At 42.9% G+C, this 16,365-nt stretch carries 13 protein-coding genes, 1 pseudogene and 2 riboswitches; of the genes and pseudogenes, 7 read left to right on the forward strand and 7 right to left on the reverse strand.

All coding sequences use genetic code 11. From position 1 onward, the window contains the following. Positions 1 to 38: 38 nt before the first annotated feature. The 4 genes from BWI44_RS12355 to BWI44_RS12370 are packed head-to-tail and all read right to left on the reverse strand — an operon-like array spanning position 39 to position 3,820. Positions 39 to 1,571 carry an acyl-CoA carboxylase subunit beta gene (locus BWI44_RS12355; RefSeq protein ID WP_286814154.1) on the reverse strand — a complete coding sequence of 511 codons (1,533 nt, stop codon included), beginning with the start codon at positions 1,569 to 1,571 and terminating at the stop codon, positions 39 to 41. 2 nt (positions 1,572 to 1,573) lie between these two features. Continuing rightward, entirely contained in the window at positions 1,574 to 2,089 is a 516-nt protein-coding gene (locus tag BWI44_RS12360) for an acyl-CoA carboxylase biotin carboxyl carrier protein subunit (protein WP_278704621.1), read from the reverse strand. Between the two features lie 20 nt (positions 2,090 to 2,109). After that, positions 2,110 to 3,621, reverse strand: a complete 1,512-nt coding sequence (accC, locus tag BWI44_RS12365) for an acetyl-CoA carboxylase biotin carboxylase subunit (RefSeq protein ID WP_286814158.1) — start codon at positions 3,619 to 3,621, stop codon at positions 2,110 to 2,112. Further along, positions 3,593 to 3,820, reverse strand: coding sequence for a cysteine-rich CWC family protein (locus BWI44_RS12370; RefSeq protein ID WP_118221101.1), 228 nt, complete (start codon positions 3,818 to 3,820; stop codon positions 3,593 to 3,595). Before BWI44_RS12370 ends, accC begins: the two co-directional genes overlap by 29 nt. A 66-nt stretch (positions 3,821 to 3,886) precedes the next feature. Continuing rightward, positions 3,887 to 4,090, reverse strand: a riboswitch (cobalamin riboswitch). 91 nt (positions 4,091 to 4,181) lie between these two features. Then, positions 4,182 to 4,402, forward strand: a riboswitch (cobalamin riboswitch). Between the two features lie 129 nt (positions 4,403 to 4,531). Between BWI44_RS12370 and nrdD the strand changes: the two genes are divergently transcribed. The 7 genes and pseudogenes from nrdD to BWI44_RS12405 all read left to right on the forward strand — a co-directional run. Beyond that, the gene (gene nrdD / locus BWI44_RS12375) at positions 4,532 to 6,625 is read left to right on the forward strand and encodes an anaerobic ribonucleoside-triphosphate reductase (RefSeq protein ID WP_278704624.1); all 2,094 of its coding nucleotides are present in this window, start codon (positions 4,532 to 4,534) and stop codon (positions 6,623 to 6,625) included. Then, the gene (gene nrdG / locus BWI44_RS12380) at positions 6,609 to 7,073 is read left to right on the forward strand and encodes an anaerobic ribonucleoside-triphosphate reductase activating protein (protein WP_278704626.1); all 465 of its coding nucleotides are present in this window, start codon (positions 6,609 to 6,611) and stop codon (positions 7,071 to 7,073) included. The genes nrdD and nrdG overlap by 17 nt, the downstream gene beginning before the upstream one ends. 102 nt (positions 7,074 to 7,175) lie before the next feature. Then, positions 7,176 to 9,596 carry a sensor histidine kinase gene (locus BWI44_RS12385; RefSeq protein ID WP_278704628.1) on the forward strand — a complete coding sequence of 807 codons (2,421 nt, stop codon included), beginning with the start codon at positions 7,176 to 7,178 and terminating at the stop codon, positions 9,594 to 9,596. Positions 9,597 to 9,647: 51 nt separating this feature from the next. Continuing rightward, positions 9,648 to 10,862: an MFS transporter gene (locus BWI44_RS12390; RefSeq protein WP_286814171.1), complete on the forward strand. Its 1,215-nt coding sequence runs from the start codon at positions 9,648 to 9,650 to the stop codon at positions 10,860 to 10,862. A gap of 1 nt (position 10,863) precedes the next feature. Then, complete coding sequence (locus BWI44_RS12395; protein ID WP_044532141.1) at positions 10,864 to 11,526, forward strand: SanA/YdcF family protein; 663 nt, start codon at positions 10,864 to 10,866, stop codon at positions 11,524 to 11,526. 122 nt (positions 11,527 to 11,648) lie between these two features. After that, on the forward strand, positions 11,649 to 12,155 hold the full coding sequence (fldA, locus tag BWI44_RS12400; protein WP_044532140.1) for a flavodoxin FldA: 507 nt from the start codon (positions 11,649 to 11,651) through the stop codon (positions 12,153 to 12,155). A gap of 60 nt (positions 12,156 to 12,215) precedes the next feature. Beyond that, positions 12,216 to 12,302, forward strand: a pseudogene (locus BWI44_RS12405) (DUF2023 family protein); the annotation flags it as partial. A 94-nt stretch (positions 12,303 to 12,396) separates the two neighbouring features. Here the strand turns inward: BWI44_RS12405 and BWI44_RS12410 are convergent. The 3 genes from BWI44_RS12410 to BWI44_RS12420 are packed head-to-tail and all read right to left on the reverse strand — an operon-like array spanning position 12,397 to position 16,346. After that, positions 12,397 to 14,460 carry a cytochrome c biogenesis protein CcsA gene (locus BWI44_RS12410; RefSeq protein ID WP_195209296.1) on the reverse strand — a complete coding sequence of 688 codons (2,064 nt, stop codon included), beginning with the start codon at positions 14,458 to 14,460 and terminating at the stop codon, positions 12,397 to 12,399. Then, positions 14,447 to 15,598 (reverse strand): Rid family hydrolase, encoded by a 1,152-nt coding sequence (locus tag BWI44_RS12415; RefSeq protein WP_138292617.1) that lies wholly within the window; start codon positions 15,596 to 15,598, stop codon positions 14,447 to 14,449. The genes BWI44_RS12410 and BWI44_RS12415 overlap by 14 nt, the downstream gene beginning before the upstream one ends. Before the next feature lie 19 nt (positions 15,599 to 15,617). Continuing rightward, positions 15,618 to 16,346 (reverse strand): hypothetical protein, encoded by a 729-nt coding sequence (locus tag BWI44_RS12420; RefSeq protein ID WP_195209297.1) that lies wholly within the window; start codon positions 16,344 to 16,346, stop codon positions 15,618 to 15,620. Positions 16,347 to 16,365: the final 19 nt, after the last annotated feature.

Consider the following 16,365-nt stretch of genomic DNA (forward strand, 5'->3'; position numbering starts at 1 on the left):
CTTCTACGGGGAGACGCACACATTGAAACATAACTAAATCATAGTGGCATATTGCCGTGCTTTTTTGGTGGGTTGCTCTGACTCTTGTTATGCGTCATTTCTAACGCTTGAATCAGCTTATACCGGGTATCACGAGGCATGATAATCTCATCAATAAAACCACGCTCGGCAGCCCGGTACGGGTTCGAAAACTTAAATTCATATTCTTCTATAAGTCCGTTTTTTTCTTCTTGAGTATTATTCTTATATAATATATTCACAGCTCCGGCAGCTCCCATCACAGCTATTTCAGCTTGTGGGTAAGCCATATTGATATCTGCTCCAGTCTGCTTGCTGGACATCACAATATAGGCACCGCCATAAGCTTTACGCGTAATCAGCGTGATTTTAGGAACAGTAGCTTCGGCATAAGCATATACAATCTTCGCACCGTGACGAATGATACCATTATGCTCCTGGGTAACTCCGGGTAGGAATCCCGGTACGTCTTCAAATGTGACCAAAGGAATATTGAAGCAATCGCAGAAACGGATAAAACGTGCAGCCTTATCAGAGGTATCGATATCCAGTACACCTGCCAGATAAGCCGGTTGATTGGCAACAATACCTACCGAGCGACCATTCAGACGGGCGAAACCGACTACTATGTTCTTGGCAAAATGAGGCATTACTTCAAAGAAATATTGATTATCCATAACCGGTTCTATAATATCCTTGATATCATAAGGCACGTTCGGATCTTCCGGAATAACCGTTTGAAGTTCTTCCGTCTGACGGCGGACGTCATCGGTACAGGATATAAGTGGTGCATCTTCCATATTGTTGGAAGGCAGGAAACTTAATAATTCGCGGATGGCCAACATCGTTTCCTCTTCTGTGTTACACATGAAGTGGGTCACTCCACTTTTGCTGCTATGAGTATAGGCACCGCCCAACTCTTCTTTACCCACTTCCTCATGAGTAACAGTCTTCACAACATCCGGTCCTGTAATGAACATATGACTTTTCTCCTTCACCATAAAAATGAAGTCTGTTAACGCAGGAGAGTAGCAAGCCCCACCGGCACACGGTCCTAAAATTGCAGAGATCTGCGGAATCACTCCGGATGCAATCGTATTCTGATAAAAGATAGAAGCATAGCCCGACAGACTACCCACTCCTTCCTGAATGCGGGCACCTCCAGAATCATTCAAAGCAATAACCGGAACACCGTTTTTAAGAGCCAATTGCTGTACTTTCACAATCTTTGCAGCATTCGTCTCGCTCAAAGAACCGCCATGCACCGTGAAATCATAAGCATAGACAAAAACCGGACGACCATCAATTTTACCGTAACCGGTTACCATCCCGTCGCCAGGAATTTGCTTTTTCTCCATCCCGAAATTCGTACAACGATGGGTAACAAATTTATCCAATTCGGAGAATGTACCTTTGTCCAGCAATACGTCTATGCGCTCGCGTGCACTCATCCGGCCGGCAGCATGTAATTTTTCATTTTTTTCGATTCCTCCCCCTTGGGAAGCACGTTTATCAAGTTCTTCAAACTGATTATATATATCTGTTCTTTCCATACTTATTCTTCATTTATAATATCCAATGTCATTAAAACCTGGTTGCTACCAACCGAGTCGCCCTCTTTCACCATGATTTCTTTCACTACGCAGTCCGAACTCACTTTATAGTTACTCTGCATCTTCATGGCTTCAAGCACTACTACAATTTCTCCCGCTGACAATCGATCGCCTTTCTGCACGGGAATCTTCACAACCTTACCCGGCATCGGGGCTATAATCCTGTTGTCTTGTTTTTCCTCGCCACCTTTTTTCATGCGCAGATATTTCACCTGTGTATCTACGATATCCACGTGATAGGTACGATAGAAAAGATTCACATCATAATTCTTTCCACCTTCTCCACGAATGATACCGGCATTGTAAGAATTTCCATCGTGCAGGATAGAACAACTCCCGTTTTCTGCCATAGCAATATCCACATCATAGATTTTGCCGTCGACACTCAACCGGACTTTATTATCTTCTTTACTGACTAACGTCACGTCTGCTATGCGATCTCCAATATGTATTTCCATTATAAGCTTCCTCCGTTTTTTTAGATACGTAAAACACCCTTCTGCAAACCAAATTCACGCCAGCGGCTAATAGGACGTGCATCGGGCGACTGTGTGGAAGAATTTTCTTCCAGGTTCATCAGATAATCTATATAGGCAGCAATCATGGCAATATTCTCAATTTCTTCATTATTACCATTAGAGCGTTGAAGCATACGTGAGTTCTTTTCTATGAACAGGGTGTTATACTCTCCTTTCACAAAATCAGGATTATGCATAATACGTTTCAGATAACTGAGATTGGTCTTCAATCCGGTGATTTTATACTCGTACAATACCCGTCGCATACGTTCGATTGCATACTGGCGGTCAGTAGCCCATACAATCAGTTTTCCGATCATCGGATCGTAATAAATAGGAATTTCATATCCTTCATAGACATAACTGTCAATACGGACTCCGATACCATTCGGTTCGGCTAGTAATTTAATAATTCCCGGAGACGGCATGAAATTATTTTCCGTATCTTCGGCACAGATACGACATTCAATGGCATGCCCGCGCTGGAACAAGTTTTCTTGTTTGAGATGCAAGACTTCTCCGGCAGCAACACGTATCTGCTCTTTTACCAAATCTACACCCACCACTTCTTCTGTAATAGGATGTTCCACTTGCAAACGGGTATTCATTTCCAGAAAATAGAAATGGCGGTATTTATCTACCAAAAATTCAATAGTACCCGCACCAGAATAATTTACCGCTTTAGCAGCAGCCACGGCTTTCTCTCCCATTTCCTTACGAAGTTCAGGAGTCAGGAAAGGAGACGGGCTTTCTTCTACTATTTTCTGATTTCTGCGTTGAACGGAACATTCACGATCGAATAAATGAATTACATTGCCGTGGTTGTCTCCCAATACCTGAAACTCGATATGGTGCGGTTCTTCCACAAACTTCTCCAGATATACCGTATCATCGCCAAAAGCAGACATAGACTCAGAACGGGCCGTATTATAAGCTTCAACCACTTCACTTTCATTATGGATCAGGCGCATACCCTTTCCACCTCCACCCATAGAAGCTTTCAGCATCACAGGATACCCTATTCTATTACACACCGCCACAGCCTCTTCAGCACTTTGCAACGGCTCTTCCGTACCGGGAACTACCGGTACACCGGCAGCAATCATGTGTTTACGAGCCGAGATTTTATCTCCCATCGCTTCCATTGTTTCGGCAGAAGGACCGATAAAAATAATACCCTCTTCCTTACAGCGGCGAGCAAAATCAGCATTCTCAGATAAAAAGCCATATCCGGGGTGAATGGCATCTGCTTCGTGCTGGCGGGCAGCACAGATTATATTTTCTATATTCAAATAGCTGTCTTTGGAAGCTGCCGGACCTATCAAACAGGCCTCATCAGCGTACATCACGTGTCTCGCTGCGCGATCTACTTCCGAATAGACAGCAACTGTACGTATCCCCATCTCTTTGCAGGAACGCATTACACGTACAGCAATTTCGCCTCTATTGGCAATCAATACTTTCTTTATCATTGCTCTTCTGTTTATCGCTAAGGGGTACATCACATATGCCCGTCAGACAATCATGACATAAACAGCCGGAATAATTCTCTTGCAAATAAGCACGCTGCTGCTCATTTAGCCTTACCGTAATACAATGGCATGACAAAATCTGATCGTGCATGCACTCAAAGGTCGCACCACAACGCGGACATACCTTCTTCATAGGCATCCCTTTCGCATTAATTAAATTAAAACAATTATATTTTCGTACTGTTTCCCTAATCCCACGAGTAGAAACAACCTTTAACGAATGGCAGGTCTTCTGACTGACTCCCCTTCTGATTCCTTCCCGGCCTCTAATTCACAGCCAGTGGCTAAAGTATTTATCAGAAAGTTATGGAGCTTCACAGCAGCGGGACTGTCCGGGATTTACACCCGATTCCCTTTTAATCCGAATGATGGAATAGTTCATCCGAAACCAATTCGGGGCAAAGATAGTGGAAATTATCATTGAACATATCTTTTAAAACAAAAAATGTAAGCCGGGAATATTTTTTCCTATCATCTGTTGGATTATAGATTTTATTTCTAACTTTGTCAGCGATAACGGTTTCCGAATCACTGCAAACGTGAAACGGAATTAAAAGGGAATCCTGTGAAAATCAGGGACTATCCCCGTAGCTGTAAGTTTCATCTCCCCATTAATATCGGAGAAAAGATTGTGGCATTCTTTAGCCACTGGTCCTGCAAAGACCGGGAAGGCGCCACAACGGAAACAAGTCAGAAGACCTGCCGACATCCATAAACATTCAGGCTTTCGGGTGAAAAAGCAATAGAACGTATCCTTCAAGATTCATTTTATTACTCTATCTTCTCGCATGCTCGTATGTTTGCACAGCTAAACAAAAAAGAATAGTTTGTTAAATCTTAAATTACAGGTATGATCAATTCGGAGACATTCATCGTCAAAAGAGATGGGAAGAAAGAAGCATTTTCACTTGATAAGATCAAGAATGCAATTAGTAAAGCCTTTTTATCGGTAGGTAGTTTTGCCACGCAAGACGTCATCACCAATATACTCAGCCGCGTGAGTATCAGTGATGGAACCAGTGTGGAAGATATTCAGAATCAGGTAGAAGTAGCCTTGATGGCCGAACATTATTACAGTGTGGCCAAGGCATTCATGTTGTACAGACAAAAACATCTGGAAGACCGGGAGGTACGTGATAAACTCCGTTTCCTGATGGATTATTGTGATGCCTCCAATCCCGCCACCGGTAGCAAGTATGATGCTAATGCCAATGTGGAGAATAAAAACATAGCCACTCTGATAGGTGAACTCCCCAAATCGAACTTTATCCGACTGAACCGCCGTTTGCTGACCGATCGTTTGAAGGATATGTATGGCAAAGAGCTTTCAGACCGATACATCGAATTACTGAACCAACACTTCATCTACAAAAATGATGAAACGAACCTTGCCAATTATTGTGCAAGTATCACCATGTATCCGTGGCTGATAAGCGGAACCGCATCCATAGGAGGTAACTCCACCGCCCCCACCAATCTAAAGTCTTTCTGCGGAGGATTTATCAATATGGTATTCATCGTATCGAGCATGCTCAGCGGTGCCTGCGCCACACCAGAGTTTCTGATGTATATGAATTATTTCATAGAAAAAGAATTCGGAGAGGATTACTACAAACATCCGGAACAGCTCGCTGACCTTTCCACCAAACAAAGGACCATAGATAAAATAATTACTGATTGTTTCGAGCAAATCGTGTACTCCATCAATCAGCCTACGGGTGCCCGGAATTTCCAGGCAGTATTCTGGAATGTGGCTTACTATGATCAGTACTATTTCAGTAGTCTTTTCGAACATTTCGTCTTCCCTGACGGAAACGCTCCCCATTGGGAATCATTGAGCTGGTTGCAAAAGCGTTTTATGAAATGGTTCAATAAGGAACGTACCAAAGCCGTTCTGACCTTCCCCGTGGAGACAATGGCTTTGCTGACCAAAGACGGAGATGTATTGGATAAGGAATACGGTGACTTCACGGCTGAAATGTATGCGGAAGGGCACTCATTCTTTACCTATATGAGTGATAACGCCGACTCGCTGAGTAGTTGCTGCCGGTTGCGCAATGAAATACAGGATAATGGATTCAGCTATACCTTGGGAGCTGGCGGTGTATCTACCGGCTCAAAAAGTGTGTTGACTATCAACCTGAACCGTTGTATCCAGCACGCTGTAAAATCCGGATTGCTTTATCATTTCTTCCTTGAAGAGATAGTAGACCTAGTACACAAAGTACAGTTGGCCTATAATGAGAATTTAAAGAACCTGCAAAGCAAAGGCATGCTCCCCTTGTTCGATGCCGGATACATCAATATGGGACGCCAATACCTGACAATCGGTGTAAACGGGCTGGTGGAAGCCGCTCAATTCATGGGAATTGAAATCAACGATAATCCTAAATATGAAGCTTTTGTACAGGAAATTCTGGGAATAGTTGAAAAATACAATAAAAAATACCGCACGAAAGATATACTCTTTAACTGCGAAATGATACCGGCTGAAAATGTAGGTGTGAAACATGCCAAATGGGACAAAGAAGCCGGTTTCCAGACATTCCGCGAGTGCTATAACAGCTATTTCTACATTGTAGAGGATGAGTCGCTGAACGTCATTGATAAGTTCCGTATGCATGGACACAGGTATATAGAGCATCTGACGGGTGGTTCGGCACTCCATATGAATTTGGAAGAACATCTAAGCAAAGAGCAATACAGACAATTACTTCGGGTAGCCGCCACTGAGGGCTGCAATTACTTTACTTTCAATATACCTAACACGGTTTGCAACGAATGCAACCACATTGACAAAAGATACTTGAAAGAGTGTCCGGAATGTCATAGCCAAAACGTGGACTATCTGACCCGCGTCATCGGCTATATGAAGCGAATCAGCAATTTCTCTCAAGCTCGGCAAAAGGAGGCTGCCCGAAGATATTATGCTGAAGTACACTGATTACGACATTGTTTTCCAAGAGATACCGGATGAGGTGACATTGGCAATCAACCTGTCCAATTGCCCGAACAGGTGCAAAGGTTGCCACAGTCCTTATCTCCAACAAAATGTCGGAGAGCTATTGACAGAAGAAAACCTTTCCATACTTTTACAAAAGTATGGAAAGGCTGTTACGTGTGTTTGCTTTATGGGCGGAGATGCGGATCCTTATGATGTAGCATATTTCGCAGATTTCCTGCAAAGACAGCAGATCGCTCCGGTGAAAGTAGGCTGGTATTCCGGAAAACCGGAATTACCTACAGAATTCCCCATACAGAATTTTCAATATATCAAACTCGGGCCCTATCTGGAAAATCGCGGCAACCTGAAGTCCGAACATACCAACCAGCGGCTTTATAAGATTACACAGGAAAAAATGGATGATATTACCTACCGATTCCGACAGTGAAAAACATTCTTTTGACAACAAATTCCTCAAAATATAAAAGTTATCTCTATATTTGCCCACTGAGATTTTAATAAAGAATAGAAAACAGGAGCAAAAAGATATATGAAAGAGAAGCCAAATATTGACTGTGAGAAATATCGCCAGATTGCGCAAATGGCTAAAATGGGTTGGTGGGAATCGGACCTGAAAAATCGCCAATATATTTGTTCAGACTTTATAATTGACTTACTCGGACTTGAAAGCGACCGGATCAGTTTCGAAGATTTTCACGGAAGAATACGGGAGGATCATCGGAGGCGACTCAGGAATGAATACTTTTCGCTCACAAACATAGAAACCTATGAGCAGATGTTCCCCATCTGGGCAAAAGATGGAGATATATGGGTGTATTCTAAAATCAGCTTCAAACAACCGGATGAAGAAGGTTACAGAAATATAATAGGCTATCTGCAATGCATAGACAAACAAGCTGGAGAAATGAGTAAAAGCACAGACTCTCTTCAGGTAAACAGCCTGCTTTATCAACAAAACAGCCTTTCTTATTCATTGCTCGCTTTTCTGCAATCGGATGATATTACACAGATCATCAATAAAATATTGGCAGATCTACTCAAACAAACCAAAGGAGACCGTACCTATATATTCGAAATAGACCGGGAACATAAAGTACAAAGTTGCATTTACGAAGCAACAGCCGAAGGAATATCCCAGGAACTGGATTTCCTGCAAGATGTACCTTGGGATGATTCTCTCTGGTGGGATCGCCAAATCTCAGAAAAGAGATCAATCATTCTGAATACATTGGATGATATGCCTTCCGAAGCAAAAGTTTACCGTGATACCCTGGAGGTGCAAGACATTAAATCTGTAATGGTAGTTCCTCTCCTATCGAAAGATAAGGTATGGGGATATATGGGCATCGATATGGTCAGAACGCACCGCAGCTGGAGTAACATCGACCATCAATGGTTTTCTTCTTTAGGAAACATCATCAGTATTTGCCTCCAACTGCGCAAAGCGGAACTTCAAGCTAAAGAAGATCGCCGCGCATTGGATCACAGTGAAAAAATTCTTCGTAATATTTATAAGAATCTGCCGGTAGGTATCGAGCTTTACGACAAAGACGGGTATCTGGTAGATATGAATGATAAAGAACTTGAAATATTCGGCTTGGCGGATATGAAGGAAGCACTGGGGGTATCACTGTTCGAGAATCCTAATATCCCCGAAGACGTGAAAGAAAAATTGCGTGCCAAAGAAAATGTGGACTTCTCAATTAATTATGACTTCTCTAAAATCGACCGATACGTCACAAGTCGGAGAAAAGATGTTATCAATCTTCAAACCAAAGTGGCTCTGCTTTACGATTCACAGAATCAATTCAGCAATTACCTGTTTATCAATATAGATACAACAGAAACCACCAGTGCATACACCAAAATACAAGAGTTTGAACATCTGTTCCTCTTAATAGGTGACTATGCCAAAGTGGGTTTTGCTCATTTTAATGTAATGACAAGAGACGGGTATGCCCAGGATACATGGTATCGGAATTTAGGTGAAAAAGAAAACACTCCCATGCCTCAGGTTATCGGAGTATATTCACATGTGCACCCGGAAGATTGCGCTGTCCTGAAACAATTTGTAGGTCAGGTTAAAGAAGGGAAAGCCACAAGTTTAAGTAAAGAAGTACGCGTCAACAGAGGTAACGGAAAATGTTCGTGGACCAGTATAAACGTAATGGTCAGGGATTATCGTCCTCAGGATGGAGTTATTGAAATGCTGTGTATCAACTATGATATTACTCCCTTGAAAGAGACAGAACAGAAGCTGATCATTGCCCGTGACAAAGCCGAAGAACTGGATCGTTTGAAATCTGCTTTCCTTGCCAATATGAGCCATGAAATACGTACTCCGCTCAACTCTATCGTTGGTTTTTCCAGTCTGCTGGCAGAAACAGACGACAGGGAAGAACGCCAGGAATATATCAAAATAGTAGAAACCAACAATGAATTGCTTCTGCAACTGGTTTCTGATATTCTCGATCTTTCGAAGATAGAATCCGGAACATTCGACTTCGTACGTTCCGATCTGGATGTAAACGAAAGCTGCATGAAAATCATCAAATCGATGGAGATGAAAGTACCGGAAACTGTGGACCTGGTCTTCGAGAAATGTATGCCCGATTGTCATATTTATACAGACAAGAATCGATTCATGCAGGTCATAACCAATTTCATAAACAATGCATTGAAGTTTACAAAGCAAGGCACTATAGCTTTGGGATATGAACAGACAGCCCCCCATGAAATTAAATTCTATGTACGTGATACAGGCGTCGGGATTCCCAAAGAAAAAATCGACAGCATATTCGAACGGTTTGTGAAACTCAATACCTTTGTACAGGGTACCGGTCTCGGACTTTCCATCTGCAAAAGTTTAGTATCGCAGATGGGAGGAAAAATCGGAGTGGAATCAACCGAAGGCGAAGGTTCATGCTTTTGGTTTACTCATCCGTATTAATCATTTTATTTTGTACCTTTGCGCCCGATTTACATTAGAGACGCAACCATCATGCAACAGAATACACAACGCCCGGTAAGCTCGATAGCTTATCCGATATTGATCGCATTAAGTATTTCCCATTGTCTGAACGACTTATTGCAATCCGTCATAACCGCCACATATCCGCTTTTCAAAGAGGACTTGACATTGAGTTTTGCACAAATCGGATTGATTACGCTGGTTTATCAGATGTCCGCATCGGTATTCCAACCCGTATTCGGATTATTTTTTGATAAGCGCCCGTTTGCCTGGACACTACCGATGGGTATGCTGTTCACCATGACAGGGATGTTGAATCTGGCCTTTTCCACGAATCTTTATTGGGTATTGTTCTCAGTGTTCATCATAGGTATAGGTTCTTCCGTACTTCACCCGGAAGCATCCCGCATCACTTCGCTCGCCTCCGGAGGCAGAAGAGGATTGGCACAATCCCTGTTTCAGGTGGGTGGAAACCTGGGAGGATCGCTGGGTCCGTTACTGGTAGCTTTAATTGTAGCACCTTATGGTAGGCACAACATCGCATTATTCGCAATTTTATCAGTGATAGCAATCATAGTAATGATACCTGTCGGCAAATGGTACAAAGGATACATTACCCGGATGAAACGTGATCATATCTCCCTGCAACCTCATATGCAGATGCCTTTGCCTATGGGGAAAACGGTTCTTTCCATTTCTATCCTGCTGATACTTATCTTCTCCAAATATATTTATATGGCAAGCTTAAGCAGCTATTATACTTTCTATCTGATTGATAAATTCGGAGTAAGTGTGCAGGACTCCCAGCTTTACCTTTTTGTATTTCTTGTGGCTACAGCCATCGGTACACTAATGGGTGGTCCTATCGGAGATCGTATCGGAAGAAAGTACGTCATCTGGGGTTCTATTCTCGGTGCTGCACCTTTCAGTATACTGATGCCTCATGTAGGCTTGCTTGCCACAATTATTATGAGTTTCTGTGTCGGCCTGGTTCTTTCATCTGCTTTTCCTGCCATCTTGTTATATGCGCAGGAGTTATTACCCAGTAAACTGGGACTGATCTCCGGACTATTCTTCGGATTTGCTTTCGGAGTGGCAGGCATTGCCTCGGCTGTATTGGGAAATATGGCGGATAAGTTCGGCATCGAAGCCGTTTATAATGTCTGCGCTTATATGCCATTACTCGGATTGGTTACCTGGTTTTTGCCTGATTTGAAGAAAAACCGTAAGCAAATACCTGATTAGTATGAAAAAGCTTATAAAATCATCCAAATGGGCAAGACGGATCAAATGGTCTATCCTGACCGACACAATCCTCATCTTTGCAGTAATAGTTTGCGCTAATTACGCAGTACGCCATACAGCAAAAGCGTTTATATATCAGAATATCGATTCTATTCCCCAGAATAAAGCAGGTCTTCTGCTTGGAACCTCAAAACTATTACGTTCCGGACTTCCCAACCAATACTTCCAGAATAGAATACAGGCAACGGTAGACTTATATAAAGCTGGTAAAATAGAAGTGGTTGTAATCAGTGGTGACAACAGTCGAAAAGGTTATAATGAACCGGAAGATATGAAGTCGGAGCTGATGCTACGCGGTATTCCTGAAGATAAAATTTACTTGGATTATGCAGGATTCCGCACTTTGGATTCCGTAGTCCGCATGGAAAAGATTTTCGGACAGAAAAGTTTCACAATCATATCACAGAAATTTCATAACCAGCGTGCTATTTACATTGCGTACGCCAAAGGATTACAAGCTGTAGGATACAATGCCGAAGACGTGAATGCCTACAGTGGTTTCAAAACACAACTCCGGGAGAAATTTGCCAGAGTAAAGCTCTTTCTGGACTTATGGACCGGCAAAAATCCGAAGTTTCTGGGAGAACCGGTAATCATTCAGTAACTTCCCACCCATCATACCTATAAGTGGTTAGGCACAAAGAAACATTTCATTATTTGTGGGTATTTCATAAACCCCTCTGATGCCGTTACTTTGCAGCCGTACAAATTAAACCATTTTATAGCATGAAGAAAATAGGAATATTTTATGGTTCCTCAACCGGAACTACGCAAGGCATTGCTGAAACAATCGCTTCTAAACTTGGTGTCCCCGCATCCGATGTAATCGATGTCAGCAAAATGAACGCCGACATGGTAAAGGAATATGAAGCTCTTCTCTTAGGAACTTCTACCTGGGGTGACGGTGAACTGCAGGATGACTGGTATAATGGCGTTAAAGTGTTGAAGGAATCAGACTTGAAAGAAAAAACAATTGCTCTGTTCGGTTGTGGTGATTCCGAATCTTATTGCGATACATTCTGCGATGGCATGGGTATCATATACGAAGATATCAAGGATTCCGGTTGCACCACCGTTGGTAAGGTGTCTGCAAAAGATTATTCTTTCTCCTCCTCTATTGCCGTTATCGATGGTATGTTTGTCGGACTCGCTCTTGATGACATCAACGAAAGTGATAAGACGGAAGAACGTATCGACGCTTGGGTGAACGACATAAAAAATCACTTGGCATAATTTTCTCTTATTCCATAGCCTTATGACAATATCTGACATTAACCCGGTAGAATTGAAAGAGAAGATTTCATACTCGGGGCAATGTTAGGTTATGATATATGTGCGCAATGCGAACGGTACTGTGAAAGAAAAGTCCGGTGCGCTTGATTAACTTTGCATGTGTTTAGTTAGTTGTTTTTGTAAAAAATGCCTGCGGATTCCGTAGGCATTTTTATTATATCATCCGAAAATAGAAAGATAATCAGGCATAGCTATGCATACCGCCCAGTAGATAATTTACTCCGAAGTAAGTCATCAGCACCGTAAGGAAAGCCAACACCATATAAGCATGGAAAAACCGGGGTTGCCGGAAGACGGCAAGCGATGGTCCGTGGAATGCCGCACCATAGATTAAAAAGGTGATCAAAGCCCAGACTTCTTTCGGGTCCCAGGCCCAATAACGACCCCATGAAACATTTGCCCACACAGCACCAATAAAAATTCCCGCCCCCAGACAAAATACTGCCGGATAGAGCATCAACCGACTGAAAAGCATCAATTGCTCCACACGGACCTTACGCTGTTCCTGAATCTCCGAATCGATTGCCTTTTTTCGCCAGCCTCCTATGCAGAATGCCAGTAATCCATTTAGCATCATAAAGGCAAACAATGCATAAGATACCATAATCAGAGAAACATGGATACTTAACCAGGGAGACAGCAACACAGGCATCAGAGGAGTGATCTGAGGATTGTTCTGCCCAAGATAAGCCACTAACAAGGCAAAACCCGAAATGAGCAATCCAAAAGGCAACGTAAAAGAGAAGCGACGCCGGAATATGCATGCAAGCAGAAGTGTACACAGTGCCATAAACTGCATGGTTTCATATCCATTGCTCAGTGGAATACGCCCGCCAATATACCACCGCAAACAGTAGCCAAAGAGTTGAAAAAGGAATGCCGCATAAAGTGTAACTGTAAAAACGCTCCATGCCTTACCTGCCGAACGATGCATGCTGCAATAAAGTAAATAGAAAAATGCCAGCATCCCTACAGTCAGATTTAATATGAACAACTGTTTGCTGAATGGAATGCGATTATACAATATTTCAGCCTGCACCTTTACGTCAGACAGTGGTTTTATACTCCCATCTTCCGGTAAAGGACGGATAAGTGTTCCACTCCGTAGCATCAGTATCAATCCTACCTTTTCATCCGTTTCCATGATAGCCTTTTCCAACGAAGTCATTTTCATGTGTGGCTTTTGTCCTCCTTTCCAAAATTCCTGCAAGCGATAGTTTTGCCCATCAAACAAATCAGTAAGACGGGCATAGGAAGAAGGTAATCGGAGTAAATGACGAAGTTCCGCACTCTTTATATAAATCATCGGTTCATTCTGCCAAACCTCCGGGCGGAGTAACCAACCTCCGACAACCTGTTCAGGTGTCATTCCACCATAAGAAGATTTCCCGGTCAGTTTCAATACAAAGTCTCGTGCAAGGGTATTAAAAGGTACTACGCGATCATGATAAATCACTTGTTTGGATGCCAGACTATCCGCATGTCTGAGTGCAAGTGCCGGAAGGCTTCTGTTTTCTGCTTGCACCACCGTTCCCATCGTAGCCATGAGCAACCACACAAACATTCCCCCTTTCCGAAGCAACGGATGCCTGAGTAATCTACGGAATTCCCCACTGCGACCGACAAGCATCCACAACATGGAGATACCCAGCAAAATATATCCTGCATACGTAATCCCTATTCCCCACGGATCATAATTCACCGACAACCAGCTCCCCTCCTTATCATCATCAAAAGAAGACTGGTAAAAGCGATATCCCTGACGAGAGAGGATACGATTCATGGAAACAGGTTCCGCATCCCGAATATAGCTGACGTAATCTGCCGGAGCATCCGTCCCCGGATAATACTCCACCCGAAAACTGTCTAAACATAGGGTGAACGGTAGTTCGATCACCCGCTTACTGTCTTGGTCTATGAAAGTACCCACCTCAGTACCTACTGTGAGATGCATATATCCTTTCTTGCTACATGAAAATGTAATCATGGCTCCCATCAAGATAACGAGGAAGGAGCCATGCAACAACAATGTCGGGAGATGCCGCCACAACTGCCGCTTAACCAGCACGACAACTGCCAATGCGGCAAGTACTCCCCACAAACAACAAAACCAAACAGTATGATAAACATACTTTTCTACAAACTCTGTTCCGCGTACATGCTCCACAAAGGTCGCCACAACGAGCAAAGCCACCAGACAGATATATAAGAAGACGAGACTTTTCTTCAAATTAAAAAGGTGCATATTCCTTATTCTTCAAAGCCTTAACTCCCATACATTCCATTTCGATCAACCATTCGGGACGGCATACAGGCGCATGTACAAATACTTTAGGAGTATCCGGGAAACGCTTGTCATACATACTCTTCACAACTGCATAGTCTGCAATGTCACGCAGGTAAACAATCATATGTCCCAAATCATCAAATGTGCACTCCGCCTCTTTCAGCAAGGCTTCTACATTTTCCCACATCCGTTCCGTCTGCCTGCGGATGTCGCCGGGGTATACCACTTCCCCTTTATTGTTGATACTTGCCGTACCCGAAATAAACACTTGACGCCGGTCACCGTAATCGACATACGTTCCGCGTTCAAAGCTGACACCATACTCATAAGTAGGATTCAGATGCGTAGGAGCATAAAGGAAGTGTATCTGTTCCGGCTTTAAACCTGCCACAGCATAGGTATCCATTTGCACCAATACTTTAGGATCAGCATGACGTCCGCCGATACCTGTACTGGCAATATAGTGTGTCTTTTCCGTCAGATTCTGAGTGACAAAAACCTCATTACGTGCCTTTACCACACCGGCATAATTCACATCTACATTCTGTACAAAGAACCAGGTACGGATACAGTTATCCGCCAATTTACATCCTTGTTCCATAAGCTGCATCACGTAGTCATTCAGTAACAAACGGGTCTGGTATTCAGAATTTGCAGCACGATTGAAAACACTGCCTCCCCACAGATGGCGGTACGCATTGTGTTTTACTTCAAACAGTCCGTTGTGCAGCACTTGTGTCTGCACATTGGTCTGTAAATAAGCCCACAAAGCTATTTTCGTCCCATCCAAAGGGGGCTGCTCTACCACGGAAAGAGCACAGTCGGAACTTTCGGTAGTGATAGCCAGCAGGAGGTCAGCCTGATTGGCGGTATCACTCAGGAAATAACGTTTAAACACAGCCATGGCACCTTTCAATTCACCTGCAAACAAATCATTGTAGGCATTGACTACTGCATTTAACTGTTCCTCATAAGTGTCTTCCGGCCGAATAGAGTGAATCATTACATGAAACTCTGAAACGCCTTCTTTTACTTCATATTTAAAAATCTCGGTTAATGTATTCTCTGATTGATTGGTTGTTTTTTTGTTGTTCATTTCCAATATCGTTTACTCGTTATTCAAAAAAAATACCTTCGTTTATCCAATTATCTATCAGTTTCAATAAGGGTTGCTCATCTTCTGACAGCATATCGGTATGGTTCATACTCGTATCACCAGCCCTGTTCAAGACCAGATGTAGAAAACTCTCTTCTGCACTGCCGGGCTTCACCAATAGTATATCACTATTCTTATGCGCCGGCTGGTTGACCAACGCATGATAGCTCTTATCCTCCGTCAGAAATAAATTACCCGATGCAGAACCGGTCTGCCCATGGCACGCTACACATCTATTATCAAAAACCTGTGACTGGATGGAACTGAACATACCCACGTCCAGTGTTCCCACATCCATTAATATGGTATCTGTGACGGCTGTGAGTTCTTCGTCTTCCATCGTCTTAAATTCAACAATGCATTCGCGCAAACGACTGATAACACACAATTTGAGTGATTTCACATCATCACTGATACCTCCCAGTGTCATAACGATATCTGTTCCGTCGGCTACATTGACTGGTAGTGATTTCGTTATAACAGCGTATTCACTTTTATCATTGAAGCCTGCCACAACGACGCTATAGTCATCCGTCCAATTGCTGATACCACTGAAACGACCAGTCAGCTTCATTGCACGTCCGCCACGCTGTATATCCACCTCCTTTTCATAGATTCTTCCATCATCACATGAACAAAAAGTTGTCAGCGTAAAGATAGCAAGAAAGAATAATATATAGTTCTTCATACCCACCCTTTCTTGTTTT

It is taken from the genome of Bacteroides sp. Phil13, from assembly GCF_001940965.1.
In the GTDB taxonomy this organism is placed as follows: Bacteria; Bacteroidota; Bacteroidia; order Bacteroidales; family Bacteroidaceae; genus Bacteroides; species Bacteroides intestinalis.

What these genes read in the sequence shown, in the direction of transcription:
- BWI44_RS12420 (WP_195209297.1), bottom strand. Translation starts at nt 16,346, where the DNA reads ATGAAGAACTATATATTATTCTTTCTTGCTATCTTTACGCTGACAACT.
- BWI44_RS12370 (WP_118221101.1), bottom strand. Translation starts at nt 3,820, where the DNA reads ATGCCTATGAAGAAGGTATGTCCGCGTTGTGGTGCGACCTTTGAGTGC.
- BWI44_RS12360 (WP_278704621.1), bottom strand. Translation starts at nt 2,089, where the DNA reads ATGGAAATACATATTGGAGATCGCATAGCAGACGTGACGTTAGTCAGT.
- accC (WP_286814158.1), bottom strand. Translation starts at nt 3,621, where the DNA reads ATGATAAAGAAAGTATTGATTGCCAATAGAGGCGAAATTGCTGTACGT.
- nrdD (WP_278704624.1), top strand. Translation starts at nt 4,532, where the DNA reads ATGATCAATTCGGAGACATTCATCGTCAAAAGAGATGGGAAGAAAGAA.
- BWI44_RS12390 (WP_286814171.1), top strand. Translation starts at nt 9,648, where the DNA reads ATGCAACAGAATACACAACGCCCGGTAAGCTCGATAGCTTATCCGATA.
- BWI44_RS12395 (WP_044532141.1), top strand. Translation starts at nt 10,864, where the DNA reads ATGAAAAAGCTTATAAAATCATCCAAATGGGCAAGACGGATCAAATGG.
- BWI44_RS12355 (WP_286814154.1), bottom strand. Translation starts at nt 1,571, where the DNA reads ATGGAAAGAACAGATATATATAATCAGTTTGAAGAACTTGATAAACGT.
- nrdG (WP_278704626.1), top strand. Translation starts at nt 6,609, where the DNA reads ATGCTGAAGTACACTGATTACGACATTGTTTTCCAAGAGATACCGGAT.
- fldA (WP_044532140.1), top strand. Translation starts at nt 11,649, where the DNA reads ATGAAGAAAATAGGAATATTTTATGGTTCCTCAACCGGAACTACGCAA.
- BWI44_RS12415 (WP_138292617.1), bottom strand. Translation starts at nt 15,598, where the DNA reads ATGAACAACAAAAAAACAACCAATCAATCAGAGAATACATTAACCGAG.
- BWI44_RS12385 (WP_278704628.1), top strand. Translation starts at nt 7,176, where the DNA reads ATGAAAGAGAAGCCAAATATTGACTGTGAGAAATATCGCCAGATTGCG.
- BWI44_RS12410 (WP_195209296.1), bottom strand. Translation starts at nt 14,460, where the DNA reads ATGCACCTTTTTAATTTGAAGAAAAGTCTCGTCTTCTTATATATCTGT.